Genomic DNA, 17,858 nt, shown 5'->3' with positions numbered 1-17,858 from the left:
TCCTATGGATCTCGCTTTGTTTTAATTAGTCAGTGATTAGTACTCCCAAACAATCCTTCCGTACTATGATTTGCGGATCAAAGGAAAGGTGGATTACAAATAATCAATTCGAGGAAAAGTTAATGAAGGATTACCAAGAATTGCGTCTAAAGTACCTGCCATAAATTTTTCAGGAAGTATTGAAAAAGGAATAAAGTCTCTTGTTTCCAATGGTATAAAAGCTATTATGGCAATTTTTTTCGTGTGATGAGTTTAGAAAAAAACAATGGAAAATGAATGGTTTTTCCGCTAGATATTCCTATAAATGATACTTTTTAACATACTCATTTAAAATATAATTCGTTAAATAATGAAAGCTGAGACGTTCAGAAATATCAATCCCATCAATATACGTTTCTGATGTCATTCCATAAAATTGATAATCGGTTAGTTTTGATAGTGGGTTGTTTGAAAATCCAGTAATACTAACTGTTGTAGCTCCAGCGGCTCTAGCGATAGTAGTCGCGTGGAGTGGGGTATCTGTAGATCCGCTTACGCTTATAGTAAAAGTTAAGTCATTCGGTCCTACTAATTTTGCGCTATGCTTCATTATATGTGGATCAACAAAGGTGTGACTCATTTTCCCAACAATTCGAAGTCGATGGTGAAGACTTTCCGCAGCAAATCTTGATAATCCTACGGCAAAGAAAAGAATCTGATCGGCACTTTCAATTTTATCGATTACCTTTTGTAAAATATCTTCATTAATTAGTTGTTTTGTTTTAATAATTTGTTCATCAAGAGATGTCATATTCATAATAGTACTTTGCTGGGACAATGCATGACGGTACGCATCTTTGAATTCAGTAAAACCCGAGAACCCAAGTTTTTTACATAATCGAATAACCGAGTTTGGAACAGTATAATTAGCCTCCGAAATTTTGCGGACAGTAAGTGAATTTAGTTCATGTTTATGCTCAAAAATGAAAGTCAATAAGTCTTCTTCATTCTGACTTAAACGATTTCGATTCAATTTTACACTTTCAAAAAATTGCATAACCAATCACCTTAGTAACTATAGTAGTTTACGTTATGATACTCGATCTATACATATACTATACTATACTATACTATACACTTCGTTTACAGTTGATTTCTGTTTCACGTTAGATGGTAACTAGAAGCTCAGTGGAAGCATTGGGACCCACCTTCCCTTTTTTGTTGAATTTCCAAGGTGATGAGGGATTTCTAGGTTTTTTACGTAAGCAAAAAAACCCACCGGGCAAACCGCCCGGTGGGTTTTTAAAGATCGTCTATAACGATATAGGTTGCTTTGACTGGGCCGTGGACGCCGACGACGAGGTTGAGTTCGATATCGGCTGAGTTGCTTGGGCCGGTGATGAAGTTGACGCATGAGGCGACTTGTTTGCCTGAGTGATGCAGTTCTCGCAGTTTGCGGGCTGCCTGGGTGATTCTCGGTACGATGGTGCTCTTTGGGACTAGCGCAATATAGGTTGCTGGCAGGAAGCTGACTGTCCGCCCTTTGTCTTTATCAGAAAAGAGGACGACAGTGCCGGATTCGGCAAGGGTCATTTCGCTGATGGTGATCCCGACATTTACTTTTTCCGCTTGGCGGATGTTTTCTGCTCCTTTTGTGTGATCCCACTCGTATACTTCCAGCTTTTGTGAAGGCCATTCCTTTTTCATGAGTGGTTCGAGTCCCCATTTGGAAAAACGTTCGTCTTTCCAAGTGACGATAGGACCGCCTCCGTAGTTTGCCACCACTTCATGAAGCGTTTCTGGAAGTTTTTTTGCATCAGTGATAACAAGGCTTGTATGGATTGTGAGGCATTGGGTTTTCAGGATGTCAACCAGTTCATCTGGAGTTGCGTCTTGTAAAACCTGGTCCTGGGGGCGGTGCTTCCACTCAGGAACGGTGACGCCGCTCGATAAACGGCTTCTTCCAAGGGAACTGGCAATTTGGCTTAAAAATGTTTCCCTGTTATGGATGGTGCCTGTCATGATTCTTTGCCTCCTTTTTCCCGGTTTTTGAACCAGTCTCTGAATCTTTCTTTATTAGGCGCAGGGAATTCTCTGATTTCGGTCCATGCTTTCAGTGGGCCTGGCCCCTTCGAGATTCTGTCACCGACTGTAAAAGGGTTCATGGCTGCGGGAGCTATTTTTGTACCGAGTTTATACAGCATTGGCGATGCAGCACCGAGTCCGTATGCTTTCATGACAAGTTTTTCGGAGATTGGGGCTTTGCCCTCCTGTTCGACAATGACTTGGCGATGCTTATGCAAAAGCTGATGCAGCGGGATTTTTACCGGGCATACATCGGTACATGCTCCGCAAAGAGTCGAGGCGTACGGCAGCTCCTTGTACTCATCATATCCGCCAAGCAGCGGCGACAAGACCGCGCCGATCGGTCCTGAGTAGATCGATCCGTAAGAATGCCCTCCGACGTGGCGGTATACAGGACAGACATTGATGCATGCAGCACAGCGAATGCACTGCAGGACAGATTGAAATTCGCCGCCTAAAATTTTGGAGCGGCCATTATCGACGATGACGAGATGAAATTCCTCCGGCCCGTCGACATCATGCTCTTCACGAGGACCAGTCAGGACAGTGATATAGCTTGTTAGTTTTTGGCCGACGGCACTTCTTGTCAGCAGGCTCACGAGCACCTCCATCTCTTCGAAGGTCGGCACAAGGCGCTCCATCCCCATTACTGTGATTTGCGTTTTCGGCAGGGAAGTGACCAAATCGGCGTTCCCTTCATTCGTGACCAGACTGAAGGAGCCAGTTTCTGCAACCGCGAAATTGCAGCCTGTGATGCCGATGTCGGCGGTCAAGTATTCCTGGCGCAGCATTTCGCGTGCGTGCCATGCAAGTTCTTCCGGCTTCTCGGTCTTTTGATAACCAAGCTTTTTGGTAAAAACGTCCCTGATCTGCTCCTTGTTTTTATGCAAAGCAGGAACAACAATATGCGAAGGCGGATCATGGTCATCCACCTGGAGGATGTATTCGCCTAGATCGGTTTCGACAACCGAGCAGCCCGCCTCTTCCAGCGTCTTATTAAGGCTGATTTCCTCCGTCACCATGGACTTTGCCTTCACGACTTTTTTCGCATTTTTTTTGGTGACAACGCCTTTAATATAGTCATTTGCCTGTTCAGCCGTTTGCGCAAAGAAAACATGCCCTCCGCGTTTCGCGACATTTTCACTGAGCTGCTCCAGGTAATAATCGAGGTTTGCAAGAACATGCTGCCTGATTTCCTCCCCATGACTACGCCACTCTTCCCAGTTTCCTAGTTCTTCAGTAGCCGTCTGCCTGCGCACCCCCATGCTGTTTTGGGCACCGGCAACGGCACCGCGCATGAAGGAATCGTTAATGCCATGTTCCACACGTTCTTTGAAATGATCCGTCCCAATTTTCATTGCCATGAGAAATCCCCTCCTTGTAATTAACGGCTGTTCAATACTTCCGCGATATGCAGCACTTTGATCGGTTTTCCCAGTCTCTCGATTCTGCCGCCGATATTCATCAGACAGGCAGCATCGGCTCCGATTAAATACTCTGCACCTGTTTCTTCCACATGCTGGACTTTTTCATCGACCATCTGCTCTGAAATTTGCGCCATTTTTACCGCAAAGGTACCACCGAAACCGCAGCACTGTTCCTTGCCAGGAAGCTCAGTGAATTCCAGCCCTTTTACATTGCTTAATAGAATCATAGGCGCTTTTTTTACCCCAAGAAGCCTGGTCATATGGCAGGAGGTATGGTAGGTAACCTTCCCTTCAAAACGAGCGCCGACATCCTCTATTTTTAAAACATCTACAATGAACTGAGTAAGCTCATAGGATTTCTCGGCAAGCTTTTTCGCTTTCGGCTCCCAAACAGGATCCCCCTTAAAAAGATGGGGATATTCGCGGAACATTGTGATGCACGAGCCTGAAGGCGACACTACATATTCCGCATTTAGAAAAGTATCAATCATCGATTTCATCGCCACTTTGGCTTCCTTCACGTAACCACTGTTGTACGCCGGTTGTCCGCAGCAAACCTGCGATTCTGGAAAATCAACCTCGCATCCGAGCCGTTCGAGCAGCTCCACTGTCGCTTTTCCCGCGCTGCTTTGGAACAGATCAACTAAACAAGTTGCAAAAAGAGTTACCTTCATTGTTCAACCTCTTTCCTAGACGAGTGATAGACGCATTGATCAGCAGGTCATCTGATGACCTAAAATCTACGTCCCCTTATTAAATTTAATACTACTATAAATCTATATTTTTATGAAAGGGGTTTCAGTAATTTTTTTCAAAAAATAAAAAAATGCCTCACCAGAACGGTGGGGCACTAATGTTAAAGGGAATTTGTTTTCGATTGCCTGATGTATTTATAAAGTATGTCCTCGACATTTTCAATATGGGCGAGCATTAAATGTCTGGCAGCTTCTGGGTCCTGTGCTTTTATGGCCTCGTAGATTGCGTAGTGCTCATCATGTAAACGGTCCGTAGTTGTTTGTTTGGAATAAAGCCACAGCCGGCGGGTTTCCTTCATCGTTTCGCCCATCAAGCCGGAAACATGATTCATCAGGCTGATCAATAAGGGATTTTGCGAGCTTTCCGCAATTGCGAGGTGGAACTCCAAATCCGCTTTTTCGCCAAGCTCTTCATCTCCGTTTGCCATTCTCATTTCTTCCAGCGCAGCTTCCATCGCTTGCAGCTGGATGTCGGTTCGCTTTTTTGCAGCGGAAAAGACGGTTCCTGCTTCAAGAATTTTGCGAACTTCCAACAAATGAGCGGTGTCCTCTGGATTCATCAGAATCGCAGTCGATAAAGGGAAGCTGATTTGCTCCGATTCAAATGCCTTAACATAGGTGCCTTCGCCCTGCCTGATTTCAATCAGCCCCATCGCCCTCAAGGCTGTAAGTGCTTCCCTAATGGCAGAACGGCCGACCTGGAAGTTTGCTGCCAGCTGCTGTACGGAATCCAGTTTGTCGCCTGGCTGCAATTGACCTAAGCGAATCATGTTATGGATCGTTTCAGCCACTTCTTCGTATATTTTTTTCGGTTTAATTTTTTTATATTGCAAAATAAAGCCCCCATGTCTGTTCTCTTACCACTCATTATACAATTTTTCGCGGAGAGGGGAAGGTTGTTCGACTTGCAAAACGAAAATCACCAAGGGGCAAAATATATTTTTCGAAATTTACAAAAAAGATATTGAAAACTTTGTAACTTCCACTTTATAATTTAGATGACAGAATGACCTAGTCATCAGATGACCTTATCACATAATGTAAGCGATTACTCGATAAGGGATGACAAGCAGTTGAGGGAACACAAACATTAGTTAGGGGGGAAAGTATGTCTTTCACACAAAACTTCACAGCGGTAGGAGATAATCTTGCATTATCCGCTATCGTCGCACTGATTCCTATTTTGTATTTTTTCTGGGCGCTCGCAGTCAAACGCATGAAGGGGCATGTTGCAGGACTGTCAACTCTTGCCGTCGCTTTAGTCGTGGCAGTGGTTGCCTATAAAATGCCTGCCGGAATGGCATTGATGTCAGCATCACAGGGAGCGGTTTATGGGATTTTGCCAATAGGTTGGATCATTATTACTTCCGTGTTCTTGTATAAGCTGACAGTAAAAACAGGCCAATTTGACATTATCAGAAATTCTGTCCTTTCGATCACAGAAGACCGCCGCTTGCAGGCACTTTTGGTAGCGTTCTCATTTGGTGCCTTCCTTGAAGGTGCTGCCGGCTTTGGCGCTCCAGTAGCCATTTCGGCTGCATTGTTGGTAGGATTGGGATTTAATCCACTGTATGCAGCAGGTCTTTGCTTGATTGCGAATACCGCTCCGGTTGCTTTCGGTGCGATTGGGATTCCGATCATTGCTCTTGAAGGTCCTACTGGGATTCCAGCAATGGAAATCTCAAAAATGGTTGGACGCCAGCTGCCGTTTTTATCCGTATTCATTCCGTTTTATTTAATTGTCATTATGGCTGGATTTAAGCGGGCATTGGAAGTCTTGCCAGCGATTCTTGTATCCGGCGTTTCCTTTGCACTTACTCAATATCTGACTTCAAACTTCGTTGGTCCGGAGCTTCCGGATATTTTATCCGCTCTAGTTTCCTTATTTGCTCTTGCCGTTTTCCTAAAGTTCTGGAAGCCAAAAACCATCTTCAAATTTGCTGCTGAAGAGGAGCTGGCAGCAACAGCCGCAGTAAATATGCGTCCGAAAAAGCAGGAACAGAACACGGGAGCACAGGTTTTTAAGGCATGGTCTCCCTTCCTAGTATTGACAGCAGTTATTTCTGTTTGGGGTATCCCGGCAATCAAGCTGGCATTAACAGGACATTATGAAGGCAGTAATGCGCTTTTAAAAGCAATTAACTCAATTGGTCATGCGCTTACATTTGTTCCTGAAGTACCTTTTTTGAATAACAAAATCTTTAATGTAGCTGGTGACCCGATTGCAGCCGTCTATAAACTCGAGATTTTAGGCGCAGCTGGTACGGCAATCCTGATTGCTGCATTCATTTCGAAATTCATCGTCGGCATTTCTTGGAGAGACTGGATAGAGACGTTTGGCGAAACGCTTAGTGAGTTGAAATTTCCTGTCTTGACGATCGCTTCTGTCGTCGGATTCGCATACGTAACGAACGCATCCGGAATGAGCACGACGCTCGGTATGACCTTGGCAAAAACAGGAGCCGTTTTCTTCCCGTTCTTCTCGCCCTTCCTTGGCTGGCTTGGGGTTTTCATCACGGGGTCAGATACATCTGCCAACCTGCTATTTGGCAATCTGCAAAAAATCACTGCCACCTCGATTGGCATGGATCCAGTCCTGGCCGTTGCGGCTAACTCGTCAGGCGGTGTGGCGGGCAAAATGATTTCACCGCAGTCGATTGCAGTAGCCTGTGCTGCAGTAGGATTGGCCGGGAAAGAATCGGAGCTGTTCCGCTTTACGATTAAGCACAGCTTATTCCTGGTCACCCTGGTCGGAATTCTCACATTCTTGCAAAATAGCGTTCTATCATGGATGATTCCATAAAATAGATCCATACTTCCAGGCTTCTGTCATATTGATAGGAAGCCTGGATTTCTTTCACCAGAGACAATTAAAGGGGGAAAAATCATGCTTTCAAGTACGGTAAAAGCTCAAATCATTTCGATTGTGTCTGCATCAAATTTTGATGACACGAAAACGGGGCGACTCGTTTATTCCTATGATGCAACACCAAACTTTCAGTCCATGCCTGATGCCGTAGTAAGTCCGAGGAATAAACAAGAAATATCGGAGATTGTGAAACTATGCAATGAACATAAAATTCCGATCGTTCCCCGAGGTTCAGGCACCAATTTGTCCGCAGGCACCTGCCCGACGGAGGGAGGAATTGTCCTTCTTTTTAAACATCTGAATAAGATTCTGGAGATTGATGAAGAAAATCTGACAGCAACCGTCCAGCCAGGTGTTGTGACACTTGATTTGATCAATGCGGTGGAAGCGAAGGGGCTGTTTTTTCCGCCAGACCCAGGTTCGATGAAAATTTCCACGATTGGCGGCAATATTAATGAAAACTCTGGCGGGCTGCGCGGCCTGAAATACGGAGTGACAAGGGATTATGTCATCGGGCTGGAAGCGGTTCTGCCTAATGGAGCGATAATCCGTACTGGAGGCAAGCTAGCCAAGGATGTGGCAGGGTACGATTTTACCAGATTGTTTGTTGGGTCAGAAGGGACGCTGTGCATCGTTACCGAGGCCATTCTTAAGCTGATCCCGATTCCTGAAACGAAGCAGACAATGCTTGCACTCTATCAGGATCTGGAGGCCGCTGCAAAATCTGTTTCAAAAATCATTGCCAGCAAAATCATCCCGGCAACGCTGGAATTCCTTGACCAGCCAACATTAAGAGTAGTGGAGGATTTTGCAAAAATCGGTCTTCCAACCGACGTAAAAGCGGTCCTGCTGATTGAGCAAGATGGACCATTGGAAGTTGTCCAAAGGGATATGGCCCGGATTGCCGAGGTTTGTAAGGATCAAAAAGCTGTTTCCGTTCAGATTGCCCAGTCGGACGCAGAGGCGGAAGCCTTGATGACAGCACGTCGAAGCGCCTTGTCTGCACTGGCTCGATTGAAGCCGACGACGATTCTTGAAGATGCGACGGTCCCAAGATCCGAGATTGCGAGAATGGTCGCTGCCATTAATGAAATCGCCGCCAAATACGATTTGAACATTTGTACATTTGGCCATGCGGGCGACGGGAACTTGCATCCTACCTGCCCGACCGACTCCCGTAACCTTGATGAAATGGCAAGAGTCGAAAAAGCGTTCGAGGAAATTTTTGAAAAAGCCATTGAATTTGGCGGGACGATTACAGGGGAACACGGGGTCGGAGTCATGAAAGCCCCATACCTCGAATTAAAGCTCGGCAAGGAAGGGGTCGCTGCCATGAAAGCAGTCAAGGATGCGCTTGACCCGAACAATATAATGAATCCTGGAAAGATTTTTGCGAAGGACAGCAGGAAACGAGTGGTGGTGTCAAAATGACAACAGTTGAAGAACAGCAGAGAATACAGACAAAATTCCAGGAAAAGATGAATCAGGATGAGCTGTTGAACTGCATGCGCTGCGGGTTTTGCCTGCCAACCTGCCCAACCTATATCGAGTCTGGCTATCAGGAATCCCATTCGCCGCGCGGTCGTATTGCTTTAATGAAGGCAGTGGTTGATGGCTTGATTGAGCCGGATGAGGATTTTGAAAGGTCACTCGATCTTTGCCTCGGCTGCCGGGCATGTGAACCGGTCTGCCCATCCGGAGTAAATTACGGGCATTTACTGGAAGAAGCAAGGGATATCGTGAACCAGAACAAGCAATTCTCGATGCCTGTCAGGGTTGTCCGAAAAGCAGTATTCAAAGAGCTGTTCCCTCATCAGAATAGAATGCGCGGCCTGACCGGGCTGCTTGGCTTTTATCAGCGGTCAGGACTGCAAAAGCTTGCCCGCGGTACCGGCATCATGAAGCTCTTCCCGGACTCGCTGGCGACGATGGAAAAAGTTCTGCCAAATATGCCAACAATGAAGGAAATGAAAAATCGACCAGAGCACCTCGAAGCGATTGGTGTGAAAAAACAAAAAGTCGGCTTCTTCAGCGGCTGCCTGATGGACACGATGTTTCTTGAAACAAACAATGCAACAATGAAGCTTTTGCAGCTTGCCGGCTGTGAAATTGTCATCCCGAAGGAACAGGCGTGCTGCGGTGCACTTCACGGCCACAGCGGGGAGAAAGACGGTGCCAAGGAATTGGCCCGCCGCAATATTAAAGCATTTGAGGATACAGGGGTCGATTTTATTATCACAAATGCAGGCGGCTGCGGCGCGTTCCTGATCGATTATGACCACCTACTCAAGGACGATCCGGAATGGAAAGACCGCGCTCAAGCTTTTGCTGACAAAATTAAGGATATCTCGCAAATCCTCGTGGAGGTCGGCTTCCATGAAAAGGTCAAGCTAGAGCTGCCTAACCAGATTTTAACGTATCAGGACTCCTGCCATCTGCGCAACGTAATGAAAACGGCATCTGCTCCACGAACGCTGCTGCAGGCAATAAAAGGAACTCAATACCAAGAAATGCAAAACGCCGACCGCTGCTGTGGCTCCGCCGGAATCTACAATATTGTGGAAAGCGAAATGTCCATGCAGCTGCTTGATTCCAAAATGGTAAACGCCAAAGCCACTCAAGCAACAACAATCGTCACAGCAAACCCAGGCTGCCTGCTCCAAATGAAGCTCGGAATCGAACGCGAAGGCTTATCCAGCAAAATGAAAGGCGTGCATATCGTAGACATACTGCTGGAAGCTGTTAAGGAATAGAAGGATGAAAGAAAGAGAAGCAGCATGGCACCATTCCGGTTGAAAGATACCCTTATGCAGGGGAAACGATTCACATAAGGGCACCATTCCGGTTGAAAGATACCCTTATGCAGGGGATAAGGGCGCTTATATATACCAAAAACCAGGTCAGAAAGATTTTGACCTGGTTTTTGGTTGTTTATGGGAAACGTTTCCGCGAGTTGGTATTATTGACAATTCTGAAAAAAGGAAATATTATTAACTATAAACAAATTTTGGATTCATATTTTTACGTTTTTCACAATGGGAATCAAATGATTTGGAGGGGATTTGTAGCCAATTTGCAGTAAAGGGGAATATCCTCAAATTCGAAATGAACGCACTCCAGAGTCTGTTTGATGCTCACCTCTCAGCCCCTATACACGATACTTTCACTCCTTTTTAGAAACAGATCAACCAAATCCAACTCGAGAATACCTATTTTTATAACAATAAAAGGGCTGAGAAAATTGGGTGAACAGCGTTAAGAAAATTCATAATTAGAGCAAGGAAGGAGCAATCAAAATGGAGACGTTTCACATTATTTTTATTATCGCCATCTTTCTGTTGATTATTTCCGCCTTATTTTACATGCAAAAAAAGCATGTGTCCTTTAACAAACGGGTTTTTCTTGCTTTAATTGTTGGTATTGTATTTGGACTGATCCTGCAATTTGCTTACGGCCCTACCTCTACTATTGTCAAAGAATCTGCAAATTGGATTAATGTGGTTGGCCGAGGGTTCGTTTCCCTCCTGCAAATGCTTGTTATGCCATTAGTGTTCTTTGCGATCTTATCCGCCTTCACTAAATCTAAGCTTACCGAAAACTTCGGGAAAATTGGTGGAATAGTTATTGGTATGCTGGCATTCACCGTAGCGATTTCAGGATTGGTAGGGATCTTATCTGCTGGCGTATTTCAACTGGAAGGAATGGAGTTTACGCAAGGGGAGGCAGAATCGTCTGCGTTAGCAACAAATGAAGAGAGAATCAGCACACTGGAGGGCATGTCAACACAGGACAAAATCGTGTCGATGATACCGAGTAATGTATTTTTTGATCTTACCGGTGCGCGTCCTACATCTGTTATTTCGATTGTTGTTTTTTCGTCTATATTAGGAATCGCATACATGGGAGTGCGTCGAAAACAACCGGAACAAGCGAAACTATTTGCCTCCATTGTTGATGCTGTATTTACCGTAGTGATGAGGGTTGTCACCTTAATTTTGCGCTTAACACCATATGGAATCCTTGCCTTAATGGCAAACAAAGCTGCAACCAGTGATTTAATCGCCTTCTGGAACTTAGGTAAATTTATCGTTGCTTCCTATGTAGCGATTTTCGTCATGTTCTTAGTCCATATGCTTTTAATTAGAATAGTAGGCTTAAATCCTATCACTTATATGAAAAAGGTTCTGCCTGTTCTTACGTTCGCCTTTTCATCGAGATCAAGCGCCGGAACCTTGCCGCTTAATGTGAGCACACAGAAAGAAAAGCTTGGAGTATCAGAAGGGATAGCTGATTTATCAGGCGCTTTTGGGCTGACTATCGGACAGAATGGCTGTGCTGGAATCTATCCAGCCATGCTTGCGGTAATTGTTGCCCCAACAGTTGGAATTGATCCATTCACACCATCCTTTATTTTCACATTACTTGCAGCAGTTATCATCGGGTCCTTCGGAGTTGCGGGCGTTGGAGGCGGAGGCATATTCGCAGGCCTGATTGTATTATCCACACTGAATTTGCCAGTTGCCATTGTTGGGCTGCTGATTTCCATCGAACCACTGATTGACATGGCAAGAACAGCTCTGAATGTAAGTGGAAGCATGACAACAGGACTAATAACCGGCAAAATCATGAACCAACTAGACATCGACACCTACAACACGAGCGAAGACAAATAAGATAAGTCGCGGCAGTTGGAATATTTTGAACCGGATAGAATAAAAAGTTCATCAAACGTTTGATGAATGAAGAACCTCAGGTGACTGGGGTTTTTTGTGATACTAGAATGTTAAGATGAGGAATATTGAGTAAACTACCTCAAGTCTCTTTTCTCTCTCAGTTTAAAGAAATAGAACAAGTTCTTCTTTCAATTAGCATTTAAGTGCTAAACATCTCTTTACCTTTCCATGTAGGAAGTCTTATAGTCTTTTTCAAGTAATTAGGGATTTTCGGGAAAAATATTATATAATTTAGACATGGCAATGTGGAATTTAATCAACAAAACATGTATAAAATCCTTTTAGTAAAGGCGGTGTTCAATATGCCGGAAGAACAAAACAGTGAACCCAAAAGGAAATATGCTTGGGTCGGCAAATGGGCAAAGATGACTGGTGATCGAGCTAGAATTGATGCAAAGGTTAACAACACATATATCATATATGAAAAAAGCGGAAAATTGGTAAAGGAATTTCCAAACGGAGAAATCGTTCCATTTAATAAAGACGGTGAATCTTAATGCATACACACCAACCAATATTTTTTGTGTTTGCAGGTAATAACGGAAGTGGAAAAAGCACCTTCCGTAACTTAATAATAGATAAAATAGGTGTTGAGATAAATATTGATCCAGATGCAATCGCTCGAAGAATGGATTCGGAAATCCCAGAAAGTAAAATCAGTTAAGAGATACATTGAAGAAGGTAAGGATTTCTCTATTGAGACAACCCTTGCTGGAAAAAATGCAATTAGACAAATGCAAAAAGCAAAGAATTTGGGATATGATGTGACTATGTTTTACGTTGCTCTCAGTAATGTAAAACAAAACATTGAAAGAGTTGCAATGAGAGTCAAAAATGGTGGTCATGGCATTCCGACTGAAGATATTATCAGAAGAAATACTACTTCTTTCAAACATCTTTACGAATATGCTTATATGATTGATAACCTAATTTTGATTGATAATAGTGAAGAGAATGGAGAAATTGTTTTAGAGATAAATAATGGCATTATCACCTTTGAAATATGTAACCTTCCAAAATGGGCGCTACCTGTTGTGGAACATTTCAAGAAATTATAGCTACAGTGTATTAATTGAAAGCAACGATGCTTTCTATGGAAGTAATCAACTCAAATAGTTGGAACAGTTTAACTAATATACAATGAAAAAAGTCAAAAGGGATGCTAGGAAGACTACTTCGAAGAAAACAGTCTCTTACTCTATTATATTCACCTTGACTATGGGAAAAAGGAAACCTCCAAGTTTGTTCAGTTGACTTTGCAACAACCAAGCATATACAGTGAAAGTGCATACAAACAACTAAATATTCAAAAATTAAGTTATTGGAGGCTTATGATGAAAAAAATCGTTGTAACTGGTGGTAGCGGGCTTCTTGGACCTTGGGTAATTAAGGAGTTCCTGGAACATGGGTATAATGTAGTGAACGTAGACACGAAACAACCAAAAGAGAATCTCTGCAAAACGGTTATTGCTGATTTAACCAATTTGGGTGAGGTGTATGGCGTCTTAGCAGGTGCGGATGCCGTGGTACACACAGCAGCAATTCCAGTCGCTTATTCACACCCTAACGAGGTTACTTTTCATAACAATGTGATGTCTACTTACAATATTTTAGAAGCATCTGCCAATCTAGGAATAAAAAAAGTGGTTATTACTTCCAGCGAGTCTTCTTATGGTCTAGTTTTTGCAGTCAATCAGTTAGATCCTAAATATGTTCCGATCGACGAAGAACATCCTCAGCTGCCGCAAGATAGTTACGGCCTATCTAAGGTAGTCAACGAGCAGACTGCTCAAATGTTTCATCATAAAACCGGAATGCAGATTGTATCATTAAGATTAGGAAACGTGATTGCCCCTGATATGTATGAACGATTTCCACAATTCATCCATGATGCGGACCAACGGAAATCGATCCTTTGGAGTTATATTGACACAAGAGATGCAGCCTGTGTTTACCGTCTAGCAATTGAAACGGATGGGCTCGGTGTAGTTGCCTTAAATATAGCTGCTGATGATACAAGTATGGATTTGAAAAGTCGCGAATTAATGGAGCAGTGTTATCCAGGAGTAAAGGAATTCAAACAACCACTAAATGGTTATGAAACATTGTTAAGCAATGAAAAGGCTAAAAAACTATTAAACTGGCAGCCGATTCATTCATGGCGAAAATATGTAAACGCTCCCTCCATTCTCTGAAAAACTTAGGGCGACAGGGTCGTTTAGTTGACTTTGCAACCAACAAGCATATACAGTGAAAGTGCATACAAAATAAATCAAGAACGGGAGGACGATCAACCTATGAGGACGATAAAATTAGGAACAAGCTCACTTGAAGTGCCTGTTGTTGCTGTGGGTTGCATGCGGATTAATTCTCTAGACAAGCCAGGAGCAGAGAAGTTTGTCCGGACTGCGATGGAAGAAGGGGCAAACTTCTTTGACCATGCGGATATTTATGGAAGCGGCGAATGCGAGGAGATTTTTGCAGATGCGGTTCAAATGAATGATGACATCCGTGAGAAGATGATTCTTCAATCAAAGGTCGGAATTCGTAAAGGAATGTTTGATTTTTCAAAAGAACATATCCTTGAGTCAGTGGATGGGATTTTAAAAAGACTGAATACAGACTACCTGGATGTCCTTCTTTTACATAGACCAGACACGCTAGTCGAGCCTGAAGAAGTTGCCGAGGCCTTTACAAAATTAGAGGAGTCCGGAAAGGTGCGCCATTTCGGTGTGTCCAACCAAAAACCAATGCAAATCCAGCTTCTGCAAAAATATGTCAAGCAGCCCATCGTCGCCAACCAACTGCAGCTTAGCATCACCAATGCAAACATGATTTCCAATGGAATGAATGTAAACATGGAGAATGAGTCAGCCATCGATCGAGATGGAAGCGTGCTGGATTTCTGCAGACTGAACGACATCACCATTCAACCTTGGTCGCCTTTTCAGTACGGTTTCTTTGAAGGCGTATTCCTAGATAACGACAAATTCCCAGAATTGAACAAGCAAATCAATGAAGTAGCAGAAAACTATGGCGTTAGCAACACAACAATTGCCACAGCATGGCTACTCCGCCATCCAGCAAACATGCAGCCGGTGATTGGCACAATGAACATCGGCAGGCTAAAAGACTGCATCAAAGCAAGTGACATCAACCTGACACGCGAAGAATGGTACAGCATCTACCGCGCCGCAGGAAATATCCTTCCTTAAATTGAAAAGATGAAAAACCAGCTGCCTTTTATCCGGCAGCTGGTTTTTCTATTATATCTGCATAATTTCCATCGACGGAAGCAACTTGCTTTTAGTTGCTTGATATATTGCCGACTGATTCCCCAGGAATTAGCGTTACATAAATTCGTTCGTTTTCTGCCTTTTCGTTGGCGATCAACTTCAAGAGGTGTTCAGCTGAGACAGCTCCCCACTTTCGTTCGGAATAGTCGATGGTCGCTAGTCTTGGCTGAGTATAATGAGTGAGTTCGATGTTGTCAAATCCGATGATGTGAATATCTTTTCCGACTTCGTACTTTGTTTTGGCAAGGTAATTATACATTCCGATGGCCATTTCATCGTTCAGACAGAACACAGCAACAGGTGTAGTAAAATTTTTAGTGATTTGTTCGGCAGCCTTCTCTCCAGCAGGTTTATTAAAATCACCCGGAAGTTCTTGATACTCAATGTCACTATAACGTGCAACCGATTGACGTACTGCTTCGATTCGCTGTGTAGCGTCGTACGATCCTTCGGGGCCAGTAATCGCATAAATCTTACGATGACCCTTCTCAATTAAATAGTCAATCGCTAATGTTGCTCCAGAAGTATTGTGCAGTAGTACTTGATTTATATTAGGATGGGTAAGCTCTCTATCCATAACGACGATTTTATGTCCGGCGTCTGCATGCCTGATTAACTCTGCGCTGGAGAAATAATAATCTAAGACAATTGCGCCATCAATCATCCGTTCAGGAATAAACCGATGGGACTCCTTTCCGCTGCATACAATCATCTCGTACCCCTTGCTGCTGAGGGTATCCTGAATGCCCTGAAGCAGCTGCCCATAAAATGCGCCCCCATAATTGGTAAGAAAGACACCGATGATGTTTGTTTCCCGCTTTTTCAAGGAGCGTGCCGCAGCGTTCGGAACGTAATTCAGTTCCTTCGCTATGGCAACGATCTTCGCCGCCGTTTCTTCCGTCACCTTAGTGCTCCCGTTCAGAGCATAGGAAACTGTCGATATGGATACGCCTGCTTGTTTCGCAATATCTTTAATACTTGCCACGATACTCTCTCCTGTCTGTTCTGCTAACACTCTTTTTATTATAACGTGTGATCGTTTTCATCTATAGTTATTTTTCAATTTTATAAACAATAGCCTCGTATGGACGCAATACATCAGCAGAGGTAGCATAGTTATGAACAATGATTGTATTGTCACACAATAAAGAACTTTCCACTTTTCTTCCAGTAAAATTGCACACGATGCGCCATTCTTCATTTTGGTAGGATCGTGTATAGGCAAATACTTCCGGTTCGCTGTCTAGAAGATGGTAGTCTCCATAAACAACCAGCTTATTGTTTTTACGTAGCATGATCAGTTTCTTGTAAAATTGATAGATGGACTTCTCACCATTTATATCATTCTCCACGTTGATGGCTGAATAATTAGTGTTAATCCCAATCCAAGGAGTTGCTTCTGTAAAACCGGCGTTTTCTTCAGCATTCCACTGCATAGGCGTTCGCGCATTATCGCGGCCTTTTACGTAAATCGATTTCATGATGTCTTCATGGGTAAAACCTTGCTCCTTGCGTTCTCTATACATATTGATAGTTTCTATATCACGATAAGACTCAAGCTCATGGAACTGTACATTCGTCATACCGATTTCCTCTCCCTGATAAATGTATGGAGTACCACGCATTAAATGGAGTATGGTTCCGAGCATTGTCGCGCTTTCATAACGATATTCCTGGTCATTCCCCCAGCGTGACACGATGCGTGGCTGATCGTGGTTGCTCCAGAATAAACTATTCCAACCCCTCCCAGCCAGACCTGTCTGCCAGTCAGAAAGGACTCTCTTCAAATCGGCTAAATCAAGCGTCTTCCAATCCCATTTTTGTTTGCCTGCTTGTTCATCAAGAGCAATATGCTCGAATGAGAACACCATATCGAGTTCCTTCCGTTCAGGGCTTGTAAAAAGAAGAGCTTGTTCCAGATCAGCACCGCCAGTTTCACCGACCGTTACGATATCAGCTTCCTCAAGGACTTCATGGTGCATCTCCTGCAAATACGTGTGAAGAAGGGGGCCATTTACAATAATTCCCTCCTCCAGTTCTTTCGCAATCAAATCGATGACGTCAAAGCGGAAGCCTTTGATCCCCTTGTTGATCCAGAAGCGCATTACCTCATACATTGTCTCGCGGACAGGAGGGTGGTGCCAGTTAAGATCGGGCTGCTTTTTGCTGAACATATGCAGATAATACTGGTTCGTTTCCTTGTCAAACTCCCATGCACTGCCACTAAAGATTGACTTGAGATCACTCGGAGGGCCATCGTTGATCCCATTCCGCCAGACATAATACTCCCTATACGGATTATCCTTGCTGCTTTTTGATTCAAGAAACCATGGATGCTCATCAGACGTATGATTTGCGACGATATCCATCATAATGGCGATTTTGCGTTTTGCTGCTTCTGCTATGAGCTGGTCCATATCTTCTAATGTGCCAAACTCGGGATGAATCTGAAAATAATTGGAGATATCATATCCATTATCATCATTTGGCGACGCATAGACTGGACATAGCCAAATGATGTCAACTCCAAGTTCCTTAATATAATCCAACTTTGAGATGATTCCCGGTATATCGCCAATTCCGTCCCCGTTTGAATCCTTGAAACTGCGAGGGTACACTTGGTAAACCACACTATTATGCCACCATTTTTCCTCCATTTTCCAACCCCCATACTATGAAAAAGGAAGCGGCCTTGTGAGCCGCTCTTTTTTTAA

Annotated in this window: 15 protein-coding genes; 8 read left to right on the top strand and 7 right to left on the bottom strand. The window is 43.8% G+C overall.

Translation table 11 applies throughout. The annotated features are described in order from the left end of the window. Positions 1-298: 298 nt before the first annotated feature. From J2S25_RS02305 to J2S25_RS02285, 5 genes are all read right to left on the bottom strand, one after another. Positions 299-1,036, bottom strand: a complete 738-nt coding sequence (locus J2S25_RS02305) for a MurR/RpiR family transcriptional regulator (protein ID WP_307191130.1) — start codon at positions 1,034-1,036, stop codon at positions 299-301. Between the two features lie 245 nt (positions 1,037-1,281). Then, positions 1,282-2,001 (bottom strand): LutC/YkgG family protein, encoded by a 720-nt coding sequence (locus J2S25_RS02300; RefSeq protein ID WP_307191129.1) that lies wholly within the window; start codon positions 1,999-2,001, stop codon positions 1,282-1,284. After that, positions 1,998-3,428 carry a LutB/LldF family L-lactate oxidation iron-sulfur protein gene (locus J2S25_RS02295; RefSeq protein ID WP_044394104.1) on the bottom strand — a complete coding sequence of 477 codons (1,431 nt, stop codon included), beginning with the start codon at positions 3,426-3,428 and terminating at the stop codon, positions 1,998-2,000. The genes J2S25_RS02300 and J2S25_RS02295 overlap by 4 nt, the downstream gene beginning before the upstream one ends. Positions 3,429-3,448: 20 nt before the next feature. Further along, complete coding sequence (locus J2S25_RS02290) at positions 3,449-4,165, bottom strand: (Fe-S)-binding protein (RefSeq protein ID WP_307191128.1); 717 nt, start codon at positions 4,163-4,165, stop codon at positions 3,449-3,451. Between the two features lie 182 nt (positions 4,166-4,347). Next, entirely contained in the window at positions 4,348-5,079 is a 732-nt protein-coding gene (locus tag J2S25_RS02285) for a FadR/GntR family transcriptional regulator (protein ID WP_307191127.1), read from the bottom strand. Between the two features lie 275 nt (positions 5,080-5,354). On the opposite strand from J2S25_RS02285, the gene J2S25_RS02280 reads away from it, so the two are divergent. The 8 genes from J2S25_RS02280 (at position 5,355) to J2S25_RS02245 (ending at position 15,063) form a co-directional block, all read left to right on the top strand. Then, positions 5,355-7,049, top strand: a complete 1,695-nt coding sequence (locus J2S25_RS02280) for an L-lactate permease (RefSeq protein ID WP_044394109.1) — start codon at positions 5,355-5,357, stop codon at positions 7,047-7,049. A gap of 84 nt (positions 7,050-7,133) precedes the next feature. Continuing rightward, complete coding sequence (glcD, locus tag J2S25_RS02275) at positions 7,134-8,546, top strand: glycolate oxidase subunit GlcD (protein ID WP_044394111.1); 1,413 nt, start codon at positions 7,134-7,136, stop codon at positions 8,544-8,546. Then, positions 8,543-9,868 carry a (Fe-S)-binding protein gene (locus J2S25_RS02270; protein WP_044394113.1) on the top strand — a complete coding sequence of 442 codons (1,326 nt, stop codon included), beginning with the start codon at positions 8,543-8,545 and terminating at the stop codon, positions 9,866-9,868. Before glcD ends, J2S25_RS02270 begins: the two co-directional genes overlap by 4 nt. 543 nt (positions 9,869-10,411) lie before the next feature. Beyond that, entirely contained in the window at positions 10,412-11,788 is a 1,377-nt protein-coding gene (locus J2S25_RS02265; RefSeq protein ID WP_044394115.1) for an L-cystine transporter, read from the top strand. Between the two features lie 362 nt (positions 11,789-12,150). After that, entirely contained in the window at positions 12,151-12,345 is a 195-nt protein-coding gene (locus J2S25_RS02260; RefSeq protein ID WP_044394117.1) for a hypothetical protein, read from the top strand. Positions 12,346-12,450: 105 nt separating this feature from the next. Continuing rightward, positions 12,451-12,906 carry an ATPase gene (locus J2S25_RS02255; RefSeq protein ID WP_241768494.1) on the top strand — a complete coding sequence of 152 codons (456 nt, stop codon included), beginning with the start codon at positions 12,451-12,453 and terminating at the stop codon, positions 12,904-12,906. 276 nt (positions 12,907-13,182) lie between these two features. Beyond that, positions 13,183-14,043, top strand: a complete 861-nt coding sequence (locus tag J2S25_RS02250) for an NAD-dependent epimerase/dehydratase family protein (protein WP_044394118.1) — start codon at positions 13,183-13,185, stop codon at positions 14,041-14,043. Between the two features lie 102 nt (positions 14,044-14,145). Beyond that, a complete protein-coding gene (locus J2S25_RS02245; RefSeq protein ID WP_044394120.1) occupies positions 14,146-15,063 on the top strand; it encodes an aldo/keto reductase in 918 nt (305 codons plus the stop codon). Between the two features lie 91 nt (positions 15,064-15,154). Here J2S25_RS02245 and J2S25_RS02240 read toward each other — a convergent pair whose 3' ends face one another. Both J2S25_RS02240 and J2S25_RS02235 read right to left on the bottom strand, forming a co-directional pair. Continuing rightward, positions 15,155-16,129: a LacI family DNA-binding transcriptional regulator gene (locus J2S25_RS02240; RefSeq protein WP_044394121.1), complete on the bottom strand. Its 975-nt coding sequence runs from the start codon at positions 16,127-16,129 to the stop codon at positions 15,155-15,157. A 67-nt stretch (positions 16,130-16,196) separates the two neighbouring features. After that, a complete protein-coding gene (locus J2S25_RS02235) occupies positions 16,197-17,801 on the bottom strand; it encodes a glycoside hydrolase family 13 protein (protein WP_044394122.1) in 1,605 nt (534 codons plus the stop codon). Positions 17,802-17,858 lie beyond the last annotated feature (57 nt).

The organism is Mesobacillus stamsii (assembly GCF_030814065.1).
GTDB classification, from domain to species: domain Bacteria; phylum Bacillota; class Bacilli; order Bacillales; family Cytobacillaceae; genus Mesobacillus; species Mesobacillus stamsii.
Note: the sequence above shows the minus strand (reverse complement) of the source record. Positions and strands in the feature narration are given on the sequence as shown.

Coding starts and splice junctions, on each gene's coding strand:
- J2S25_RS02305 (WP_307191130.1), bottom strand. CDS start 1,036: ATGCAATTTTTTGAAAGTGTAAAATTGAATCGAAATCGTTTAAGTCAG.
- J2S25_RS02300 (WP_307191129.1), bottom strand. CDS start 2,001: ATGACAGGCACCATCCATAACAGGGAAACATTTTTAAGCCAAATTGCC.
- J2S25_RS02295 (WP_044394104.1), bottom strand. CDS start 3,428: ATGGCAATGAAAATTGGGACGGATCATTTCAAAGAACGTGTGGAACAT.
- J2S25_RS02290 (WP_307191128.1), bottom strand. CDS start 4,165: ATGAAGGTAACTCTTTTTGCAACTTGTTTAGTTGATCTGTTCCAAAGC.
- J2S25_RS02280 (WP_044394109.1), top strand. CDS start 5,355: ATGTCTTTCACACAAAACTTCACAGCGGTAGGAGATAATCTTGCATTA.
- glcD (WP_044394111.1), top strand. CDS start 7,134: ATGCTTTCAAGTACGGTAAAAGCTCAAATCATTTCGATTGTGTCTGCA.
- J2S25_RS02270 (WP_044394113.1), top strand. CDS start 8,543: ATGACAACAGTTGAAGAACAGCAGAGAATACAGACAAAATTCCAGGAA.
- J2S25_RS02265 (WP_044394115.1), top strand. CDS start 10,412: ATGGAGACGTTTCACATTATTTTTATTATCGCCATCTTTCTGTTGATT.
- J2S25_RS02260 (WP_044394117.1), top strand. CDS start 12,151: ATGCCGGAAGAACAAAACAGTGAACCCAAAAGGAAATATGCTTGGGTC.
- J2S25_RS02250 (WP_044394118.1), top strand. CDS start 13,183: ATGAAAAAAATCGTTGTAACTGGTGGTAGCGGGCTTCTTGGACCTTGG.
- J2S25_RS02245 (WP_044394120.1), top strand. CDS start 14,146: ATGAGGACGATAAAATTAGGAACAAGCTCACTTGAAGTGCCTGTTGTT.
- J2S25_RS02235 (WP_044394122.1), bottom strand. CDS start 17,801: ATGGAGGAAAAATGGTGGCATAATAGTGTGGTTTACCAAGTGTACCCT.